Below are 10,586 nucleotides of genomic sequence, written 5' to 3' on the forward strand. Positions count from 1 at the left end.
TATTTGTTTGTGCTGATTTAAAGCAAGGAAAACTATGGAATTTTAAATTACAGATCGATTGACAAAAAACAAGAAGCTTTTCCTATTTGAATACAGAACAGTATTTACTCCGATAATTTGTGTCCGTCGTTTGATTTTAATTTGGTAAACGTTAAACTTGATACGGCTGTTAGTATAGCTAATGTAATCAATGTTAAATGAAAAGCAGTGACTAAATCTCCGTGGTAAAAATCCATTTGATCTTTGTAAAAAGCTAAAATCAAAGCAGCGATCGAAATACCAAAGCTAATAGACAACTGTTGCATTACTGCCAGTAAACTGTTACCTCCACTTGCCTGGTCATCGTTTAAATCGGAAAGTGAAATGGTGTTCATCGCCGTCATTTGAATAGATGTGAAAGCTCCGTAAGCAATCATTAGCAAAATATAATACATTAACGGGGTGTCTTTCTGCATAAAACTAAACACAAAAATAATCGCCGCCAAAAACAGTGTATTGCTTATTAAAACCTTACGGTAACCAAAGTGTTTTACAATTTTCACAATCCATGGTTTTACAGCAATGGTCGTTAATGCCGAAGGAAGCAACATCATTCCTGCTTTTGATGCAGAAAACCCAAACCCCACCTGCATCATTAACGGCAATAAAAAAGGTAATCCGCTAATACCAAAACGGGTAATTAAACTACCTATTAAACCAATACGCAACGTACGTATCTTAAAAAGATTTAAGTTAATAATGGGCTTTTCGGTTTTTCTGAAATGTTTGTAATACAGCACAAAAAGCAATCCTGCAAAAAACACTAAAGCTAAAATTAAACTGTAATGATTGATGCCTACGCTGCTTAACTCCATGGCAAGTGTTATAAATACCAATGCCAGACTAAAATACACCAGTCCTAAAATATCAAATTTACCAACGGCGTTTTTGTAATTGGGCATAATTTTCCATGCGAGGATCATTCCCAGTATTCCCACGGGAAGATTTACCAGAAAAATCCAGTGCCAAGAAAAGTTATCTGATAAAAATCCGCCTAAACTGGGACCAATCACCGGACCCAATAATCCGGGAATTGTTATGTAATTCATTATTTTTAATAACTGATTGCGCGGATACTGATACAGGATCGCCAACCGGGCAATGGGCACCATCATTGAACCACCAATTGCCTGAAGAATTCGCGATAAATTCAAGGTAAGCAAATCTATTGATAAGGCACAAAAAAGCGACCCCAGCGTAAATAAAAACACGGCGAAAATAAACATTTTTTTTGTACCAAATTTATCCGACATCCAACCTGATAAAGGTATGAACAACGCCAAAGTTAACGTATAGCTAACAATGACCGATTGCATTTCTAACGGTGAATAATTCATATCATTAGCAATGCTTGGCAGCGAAGTGTTTAAAATGGTTCCGTCTAATGATTGCATAAACATAGCCACTGCGGTAACCAATGGCAAGTATCTTTCAAAAGACGACGGATTTTCTTTTATCATAAATTCTAAATCTGAAAGTCAAAAGATTTAACATTTAAAGTTCTGATAATGTGAACATATTACCTAAAACTCCAGTTAAATAAGTTTCCCTTATAAACCTTAAAACGTAGTCGGAAATTATAAAAACTTTCGACTACGTTTAAATTAAAATTGAAACCTTAAACAAATAGTTATACTTGAATAACGCCTAAATTAAATGGTTTTTCGATGGGAGCGTGATTTGCCGCTTCAATCCCCATAGAAATCCAGGTTCTTGTTTCTAACGGATCAATAATAGCATCTGTCCACAAACGGGCTGCAGCATAGTACGGAGAAACCTGTGCATCGTATTTTGCTTTGATTTTATCAAACAATTCTGCTTCTTTTTCAGGTGTTAATTCTTCTCCTTTTGCTTTTAATGAAGAAGCTTCAATTTGCAACAATACTTTAGCTGCCTGCGCACCACCCATTACCGCTAATTCGGCACTTGGCCAAGCAAGGAAAAAGCGTGGATCGTAGGCTTTACCACACATTGCATAATTTCCGGCTCCGTAAGAATTTCCCATAATCACAGTGAACTTAGGAACCACAGAGTTGGAAACCGCGTTAACCATTTTGGCTCCGTCTTTAATAATACCTCCGTGTTCAGATTTACTGCCTACCATAAATCCGGTAACATCTTGTAAAAACACTAACGGAATTTTCTTTTGGTTACAGTTCGCAATGAAACGAGTGGCTTTATCGGCAGAATCAGAATAAATTACGCCGCCAAACTGCATCTCACTTGGTTTTGTTTTGGCTCCGGTGGTTTTAACCACTTTTCTTTGATTGGCAACAATTCCTACAGCCCATCCGTCGATACGTGCATAACCGGTAATGATTGTTTGTCCGTAACCGGCTTTGTATTCTTCAAATTCTGAATCATCAACCAAACGCTTGATGATTTCCATGGTATCGTATTGTTCGGCTCTTGATTTTGGTAAAATACCGTAAATATCTTCAGGTTTTAAAGCTGGTTTTTTAGGCTCGATACGGCTAAATCCGGCTTTATCGAAATCGCCCATTTTATCAACAATATTTTTAATGGTGTCTAAACAATCTTTATCGTCTTTAGATTTGTAATCGGTCACGCCCGAAATTTCGGTATGAGTGGTAGCTCCGCCTAAGGTTTCATTATCAATTGATTCGCCAATGGCTGCCTTTACCAAATATGATCCTGCTAAAAAGATACTTCCTGTTTTGTCAACAATCAACGCTTCGTCGCTCATAATCGGCAGGTAAGCACCTCCGGCAACACAACTTCCCATAACGGCTGCAATTTGCGTAATTCCCATAGACGACATAATGGCATTGTTGCGGAAAATGCGTCCGAAGTTTTCTTTGTCAGGGAAAATCTCATCTTGCATTGGCAGATAAACTCCGGCTGAATCAACCAGATAAATAATCGGCAGGCGGTTTTCAATAGCTATTTCCTGTGCACGTAAATTCTTTTTACCGGTAATGGGAAACCATGCTCCGGCTTTTACGGTAGCATCATTGGCAACAACAATAACCTGCTTGCCTTTCACATAACCTATTTTTACCACTACGCCACCAGACGGACACCCGCCGTGTTCTTTGTACATACCTTCACCGGCAAAAGCACCAATTTCGATTGATTTAGCATCTTTATCAAACAAATAATCAATGCGTTCGCGTGCAGACATTTTGCCTTGACTATGTAATTTTTCAATTCTTTTTTCGCCGCCGCCTACTTTAACTTTTGCAAATTTTTGTCTTAATTCTGATAAGAGTAATTTATTATAATCTTCGTTTTTATTGAAGTTTAAGTCCATTTGATATACAATTTCGTTTAAATTCCTGAATTTTGCTAAATTACAAATATTCATCCGATTTATAAAAAAAGGCTACGTTGATTTATTTTTTTATATTAGATGTAAATTTAATATTAAGTTAACATTAGATTAGTATTTTCGCAACGCAAAAAAATAATAAACGATGTCATTAAATTCAATCTTTCAGTTTTTAGTTCCAAAGGATAAGACGTTTTCTCCTTTGTTTGAACAAGCCGCTAATAAAATTAAATTATTATCGGAAACATTGCACGAAGCGGTAAACTTGCCGGCTAACGACAGAGAAAAACTATTAAAAGAAGTAGAGATTTTAAAATCGGAAATAGAGGCAATTGTTCAAACGACCCGTGTGGAATTAGAACGTCACTTCATTACACCTTTTGATAGAGAAGACATAAACAATTTAATGACTGCTGTTGATGAAATCGCCGATCATTTAAGCGATGCTGCTTCGCGTATGCGTTTATATCAAATTGACAAAGTTACCAAACCTTTACGTAAACTTACCGAAGCTAATTTAGAAGCTTGCAATCAGGTAGCACAAAGCTTACTTGATTTAAAAGATATGAAAAACTTAAAAGCAATAGCAGAAGGTTGTAAAGTAATTTTGCGTTTAGAGCGTAAAGCCGATAAAGTGTTTGACAAAGCGGTTGCCGATATTTTTGAAAACGAAACAAACGTTATTGAAATTATTAAATACAAAGAAGTTATGGATGCTTTAGAAACAGCAACCGACAGTTGCCGCCGTGTGGCAAACGTACTGGAAACTATTACTGTTAAATACGCGTAAATCAATTAAAACATACAAATAATTATGGAAATGTTTTTAAGTGCATTTACAGATATTATAAGCAGACCCGAAGGAATAATGCTTATAATAATCATTGTTTTAGCCTTAGGCTTTGACTATATTAACGGATTTCATGATGCGGCAAACTCTATTGCTACCATTGTAACCACGCGTGTTTTAACTCCCTTTCAAGCAGTTTTATGGGCTGCAGCATTTAATTTTGCGGCGTATTTTATATCCTTATATATTATTGGCGAATTTAAAATTGGTAACACCATTGCCAAATCTATTAATGAACAATTCATCACACTCGAAGTGATTTTTGCCGGGTTGGTTGCTGCCATACTTTGGAATTTAGCCACATGGAAACTGGGAATTCCTTCCTCATCGTCACATACTTTAATTGGTGGATTTATTGGAGCTGCCATTGCACACGCCGGTGGATTCGTAGTAAATGGCGAGGATGTAATTGTTTACGCAAAGGTAATTCCTATCTTTCTATTTATTTTCGGAGCACCTTTTTTAGGAATGTTTCTGGCTTATTTTATAACCATCGCCATTTTATGGATTTGTAGAAAAGCAAACCCTCACAAAGCCGAAAAATGGTTTAAGAGGTTACAATTGGTATCATCAGCATTATTTAGCTTGGGACACGGAGGAAATGACGCCCAAAAAGTAATGGGAATTATTGGTGCCGCTGTGATCTTTTACCACATAAATGTAGATTTCGATCCGCAATACCTTCAAGAAGGAGTCGACCATTTTAAATTATTTGTTGATCATTGGTGGTGGGTACCTTTAGCATCTTTTATCTTTATTGGTTTAGGAACAATGAGTGGTGGTTGGAAAATTGTAAAAACCATGGGGTCTAAGATTACAAAAGTAACTCCGTTAGAAGGTGTAGCTGCCGAAACTGCCGGTGCTGTTGCCTTATATGTTACTGAACACATGGGAATACCTGTTTCAACTACGCATACCATTACCGGATCTATTATTGGGGTAGGGATCACAAAACGGGTGTCAGCCGTACGTTGGGGTGTAACGATCTCTTTGCTATGGGCATGGATTTTAACTATACCGGTATCTGCATTAGTTGCAATGGGTGTTTACCATTTGGTACACTTATTTGTTTAAGGATTGAATATCAATTATATTTTACCTAAAAATTAGAACACTAAAATATCAACCTTTGATGTTATAGTTATAAAAAAATGCCTCAAGGAGAGTATCTCTTGAGGCATTTTTTTATCTAAATACATCTTTATTTAACTACCTTAACCCTGCTATTGATTGCTCAATCGTAGCAATTTTAGATAATGCATCGGCTTCTTTTTTGCGTTCATTCGCAATAACCTGTTCCGGTGCACCGTTTACAAATTTCTCGTTTGATAATTTTCCCTGAACCGATTTTAAGAATCCTTTTAAGTATTTTAACTCTTCTTCTAATTTTGTAATTTCTTCTTCAACGTTTACCGATCCGGAAATGGGGATAAAATACTCGTTAGAATTTACACGATAAGATAATGCACCTGAAACTTGTTCTGAAACATACTCTAAATCAGCAATATTTCCTAATTTTATAATAACCGCATCAAAAGTAGTTGGTTTGTTGTCTTTGTTCAATACTTTTAAATTGACGGTTTCCTTGAATGAAATATTTTTGTCTTTACGAATCGTTCTGATCCCTGAAATAACCTCAGCAGCGTAATCAAAATCTGCAATTAACTCTTCGTTATACGAAGTTAATTCCGGGTATTTTGCAATGATTAAAGCATCCTCCGTAGAACGTTCTGTTATGTGTTGCCAGATTTCTTCTGTTAAGAACGGCATATATGGATGTAACAATTTCAAGTTAGCTTCTAATAGTTCAATGGCTGCTTTAAACGTAACTGCATCAATTGGTTGTTGATACCCCGGCTTAATCATTTCTAAGAACCACGAACAGAAATCGTCCCAAACTAATTTGTAGATTGCCATTAACGCATCAGAAATTCTGTATTTTTCAAAATAATCTTCTATTTCTACTAAAGTTTTCTGCAATTTTGCTTCGTACCATGCAACAGCTGCTTTTGAAGCTTCTGGTTGCGGAATGGTTTCTGAAACTTCCCAGCCTTTAATTAAACGGAAGGCATTCCAAATTTTGTTGGTAAACGCTTTTCCTTGGTTGCACAACTCTTCATCAAATAAAATATCGTTACCTGCCGAAGCGGATAATAACAATCCGCAACGAACTCCATCGGCACCAAATTTCTCAATTAAATCTAACGGATCTGGTGAATTCCCTAATGATTTCGACATTTTTCTACGTTGAGCATCACGCACAATTCCTGTTAAATACACATTTGAAAATGGTTTTTCTCCTGCATATTCGTAACCTGCCATAATCATACGGGCAACCCAAAAGAATAAAATATCCGGACCGGTAACCAAATCATTGGTTGGGTAATAGTATTTAAATTCTTTGTTTTCCGGATTCACAATACCATCGAAAACCGACATTGGCCACAACCAAGACGAGAACCACGTATCTAATGCATCGGCATCTTGTTTAAGATCTGATGCCTGAAGTTGGGTGTTTGATGTTTTGATTCTTGCTAATTCAACAGCTTTTTCTTTTGTCTCTGCAACTACGAAATCTTCTTTTCCATCTCCATAATAATATGCCGGAATTTGATGTCCCCACCATAACTGACGCGAAATATTCCAGTCGCGAATGTTTTCCATCCAATGGCGGTACGTGTTGTTAAAACGGTTTGGATATAACTTGATTTCTTCGGTTTCTAAAACGGCTTTAATGGCAGGTTTTACCAATTCGTCCATTTTAAGGAACCATTGATCTGATAATCTTGGCTCGATCACTGCTTTGGTACGTTCTGAAGTTCCTACATTATTCAGATGATTTTCCACTTTTTCTAAAGCACCAATTGTTTTTAATTCTTCAGAAATTTCTTCACGAACCACAAAACGATCTTTTCCTTTATAATGTAATCCTAAATCGTTCAACGTTGCATCTTCATTAAAAATATCAATGATTTCTAAATTGTGGCGTTCTCCTAATTCTTTATCGTTCACATCATGAGCAGGTGTAACCTTTAAACATCCCGTTCCAAATTCCATATCCACATAGTCATCGAAAATGATTGGTACTACCCTATTTACGATGGGAACAATGGCGTTTTTACCACGCAAATGCGTGTAACGTTCATCGTTCGGATTGATACAAATAGCAGAATCACCTAAAATAGTTTCCGGGCGTGTCGTTGCAATGGTAAGGAAATCGTTTGTACCTTCGATCTGATATTTTAAATGATATAATTTTCCCTGGCGTTCTTCGTAAATAACTTCTTCGTCAGACAACGTCGTTTTAGCTTCCGGGTCCCAGTTTACCATTCGGTATCCGCGGTAAATCAATCCTTTGTTGTATAAATCTACGAATGATTTGATGACCGCTGCCGATAATTCTTCGTTCATTGTAAATTGTGTACGTTCCCAATCACATGAAGCACCTAATTTTTTAAGCTGTTCTAAGATCGTTCCACCGTATTTGTTTGTCCATTCCCAAGCATGTTTAAGGAATTCTTCTCGAGTTAAATCGCTTTTATTGATTCCTTCAGCTTTTAATTTAGCCACAACTTTCGCTTCGGTAGCAATAGAAGCGTGGTCTGTTCCGGGTACCCAACATGCGTTGAAACCTTTTAAACGTGCACGACGGATCAAGACATCCTGAATCGTATTGTTTAACATGTGTCCCATGTGTAAGACTCCCGTAACATTTGGCGGCGGGATTACGATTGTATAAGGTGTTCTATGATCTGGTGTTGAACGAAAATAATTGTTTTTCATCCAGTAGTCGTACCATTTCGCTTCAACTTGTTTTGCTTCAAACTGTGCCGGAATACTCATATATCTGTGTGTTTTAAAAATCAAATTGTCAATCGACAAAAATACGATATTCTTCAAAACTTATTAAATTAAATTTTGTTATGTTTTGGCACGTGTTTTGAAATCAGTCTTAATGAAATGTAAAAAAAAACTTAAATGTTTGTTTTTCATTTGAAACTAATTAAATTTACATAATTAAAATTATTTAAAACAATGAGAAAATTTTTAGGAATAGTAGCTATGACATTGGTTGGAGCTGCTTCATATGCACAAACTGGTCCAAAAATTGAATTTAAAGCTGAAAACAATACCATTGATTATGGTACGGTTGTAAAAGGAGTTGACAGTGGGGTTAGATCTTTTGAATTTACAAACACTGGTGATGAACCTTTGGTAATTACTAACGTACGTTCATCTTGTGGTTGTACAATTCCATCTAAACCAGAAGCTCCGATTATGCCAGGTAAATCGGACAAAATTGAAGTTAAGTACAATATGGGGTTAGGTCCTATCTCAAAAACAATTACCGTTGAAAGTAATGCTAAAAACATTCAAAACGGTACTGTTCAGCTTTACATTAAAGGAAAAGTTGTAGAAAGCTAAACTATTTTTACTACAAAAATAAAAAAGTACAGCATTTAAATTCTGTACTTTTTTATTTGGTAACCGGTATGAAATTATATTCGTGTTATGTTTTTTTCTTTTTAAAAAAGATCTTACAAGTCTGATATACAGTATTATTGCTCAATTTCTAAAGTCATTTTTAAATTTGCAAAATAAGGAGTTAAGATTTTGGTTTCTTTTTCCGGGTTTGTCAAATCTTTAATAATCATTTCAGAATAAGAAATGTGATTGTTTTTTTCAAACAGACGAACATAAATATTATATTCTTCTTTATTTGTTTGAGATAAAACCTTAAAACCTATAAAGAATTTATCTTTTGGAAAATCTATTGTAGATAAATCAATCTTAAAAGCACCTTTATGATTATGAGGAACAACGAAAGTTATCTCACAATTACTAATGATATTTCCTAATTCGCGGTTTTCGTTCATCTCATAAACTAATAATCCTAATTTCACATCAAGATAATTCGTATCAAATTTTTTCCCTGAAACAAAATCAACCAAGTCGATAAATGACGTATTAAAGTAAAAAGTAACCGACGAAATTTTTCCTTTAGGGATTTCATTTACACTCGTAACAATAAATTCACCTTGCGAAAAGGAATTATAAGCAGGAGTGCCTGATATTTTAAGTTTCTTAATCTTTTTCTTTTTATGTGTAGTAATCACTACTTCATCTAAAGTAGTGGTATCCTCTATTTTATTTTGAGCAAACAAAGCAACCGGAAACATCAGTATAAACAAATACTTTAGCATGATTTATTATGATTTTAGTTTTGAGTTTAATTAAAATTTTTCTTCTTTAATTAAATTTCCGTTTTCAAAATATCTTTTCTTTATTAATTTCCCATTGTTATCAAAATCCTCCCATATTCCAAATGGTTTATTTTCTTTAAAATATCCAATTATAGAAATAGCACCATTATCGTGATATCTTACAGACTTACCATTTAATTTCCCGTTATCATAGTTCTCTTCTGCTATCAATTGTCCTTCTTCATTCCATTTTTTTAAACTTCCTACAACAATGTCATTTTCGAAAAAATTCAATGACGCTCTATTCCCATTTTTATGCCAATCTTCATTTTTTCCATGAGATTTCCCATTTTTCCACTCTGCTTCATTTTTCAAAGCTCCATTTTCATAATAAAGACTATATAAACCATTTTGTAAACCATTTATCCAATATGACACTTCTTTTAAATTACCATTTTCATACCAATGCTTTACTTCTCCATGTGCCTTTCTGTTAACACGATATTCTTTTGAGGAAACATTCCCATTTTCAAAAAACCAAGTAACTGTCCCAGTTCCATTTGTATATTCTTGTATCCATTCTGGTTGTCCATTTTCATAATATCTAACCCAATCATCATTAAAAACACCATTTGTTAATTTACCTTTTTGATAAATTTTACCGTTATGATATTTCTCTAAATAATCCCCATCTTTTAAATAAACGGACAAAATAGTATCTTTCTGATAAATTTGATATTTGATAATATCTCCATTCTCATCATATCTAAAAACAGTATCAACGTTAGTTTTATTCTTTAATTTACCCTTTTCATAAATTTTTCCATTTGCATAAAATAAGTGGTACACTCCGTTTTCTACCGTAGTTTCATCAGCTATTGGAATCCACGAAGCCTTACCTGAATCTTCATCAATCCAATAAGCCCAATTTTCGTTTCTTTTGGATTCATCATTAAAATCACCTTCTTTACAACTAATAAGAATAAAAAATGTGAATAGAAATCACTACTAACCGACTAACTTTTCAAAATTAAGGAGCTTCCCATTGTGGTTAGCTCCTTTTTTCATATTTTGGTTTTACGACAAATCAAAAATATGAGCAATAAAGATACAGAAAAGAAATTAGTCGGTCAGCCGATTTTCAAACAAATCATCAATTTTATTCCAAAAGATAAATTTGATATGCTTGTCTACAAGCATA

8 protein-coding genes are annotated in these 10,586 nt (G+C 34.7%); 3 read left to right on the plus strand and 5 right to left on the minus strand.

Features of this window, described 5'->3' with window-relative positions:
- Nucleotides 1-104: 104 nt before the first annotated feature.
- Nucleotides 105-1,499 carry a DHA2 family efflux MFS transporter permease subunit gene (locus BLW20_RS06070; RefSeq protein WP_091097477.1) on the minus strand — a complete coding sequence of 465 codons (1,395 nt, stop codon included), beginning with the start codon at nucleotides 1,497-1,499 and terminating at the stop codon, nucleotides 105-107.
- A gap of 170 nt (nucleotides 1,500-1,669) precedes the next feature.
- Nucleotides 1,670-3,313 carry an acyl-CoA carboxylase subunit beta gene (locus BLW20_RS06075; protein WP_091097506.1) on the minus strand — a complete coding sequence of 548 codons (1,644 nt, stop codon included), beginning with the start codon at nucleotides 3,311-3,313 and terminating at the stop codon, nucleotides 1,670-1,672.
- A 163-nt stretch (nucleotides 3,314-3,476) separates the two neighbouring features.
- Here BLW20_RS06075 and BLW20_RS06080 point away from each other — a divergent pair, with 163 nt between their 5' ends.
- A complete protein-coding gene (locus BLW20_RS06080) occupies nucleotides 3,477-4,121 on the plus strand; it encodes a DUF47 domain-containing protein (RefSeq protein ID WP_091097481.1) in 645 nt (214 codons plus the stop codon).
- 24 nt (nucleotides 4,122-4,145) lie between these two features.
- Nucleotides 4,146-5,255: an inorganic phosphate transporter gene (locus BLW20_RS06085; protein WP_245725282.1), complete on the plus strand. Its 1,110-nt coding sequence runs from the start codon at nucleotides 4,146-4,148 to the stop codon at nucleotides 5,253-5,255.
- Between the two features lie 135 nt (nucleotides 5,256-5,390).
- On the opposite strand, the gene BLW20_RS06090 is transcribed toward BLW20_RS06085, so the two are convergent.
- Nucleotides 5,391-8,024: a valine--tRNA ligase gene (locus tag BLW20_RS06090; protein ID WP_091097485.1), complete on the minus strand. Its 2,634-nt coding sequence runs from the start codon at nucleotides 8,022-8,024 to the stop codon at nucleotides 5,391-5,393.
- 192 nt (nucleotides 8,025-8,216) lie between these two features.
- Here BLW20_RS06090 and BLW20_RS06095 point away from each other — a divergent pair, with 192 nt between their 5' ends.
- Nucleotides 8,217-8,606 (plus strand): DUF1573 domain-containing protein, encoded by a 390-nt coding sequence (locus BLW20_RS06095; RefSeq protein ID WP_091097488.1) that lies wholly within the window; start codon nucleotides 8,217-8,219, stop codon nucleotides 8,604-8,606.
- Between the two features lie 134 nt (nucleotides 8,607-8,740).
- Here BLW20_RS06095 and BLW20_RS06100 read toward each other — a convergent pair whose 3' ends face one another.
- Nucleotides 8,741-9,385 (minus strand): hypothetical protein, encoded by a 645-nt coding sequence (locus tag BLW20_RS06100; protein WP_143037741.1) that lies wholly within the window; start codon nucleotides 9,383-9,385, stop codon nucleotides 8,741-8,743.
- A 30-nt stretch (nucleotides 9,386-9,415) separates the two neighbouring features.
- Nucleotides 9,416-10,234: a toxin-antitoxin system YwqK family antitoxin gene (locus BLW20_RS06105; RefSeq protein ID WP_143037742.1), complete on the minus strand. Its 819-nt coding sequence runs from the start codon at nucleotides 10,232-10,234 to the stop codon at nucleotides 9,416-9,418.
- Nucleotides 10,235-10,586: the final 352 nt, after the last annotated feature.

The organism is Paenimyroides marinum, assembly GCF_900108395.1.
Classification (GTDB): Bacteria; Bacteroidota; Bacteroidia; order Flavobacteriales; family Flavobacteriaceae; genus Flavobacterium; species Flavobacterium marinum.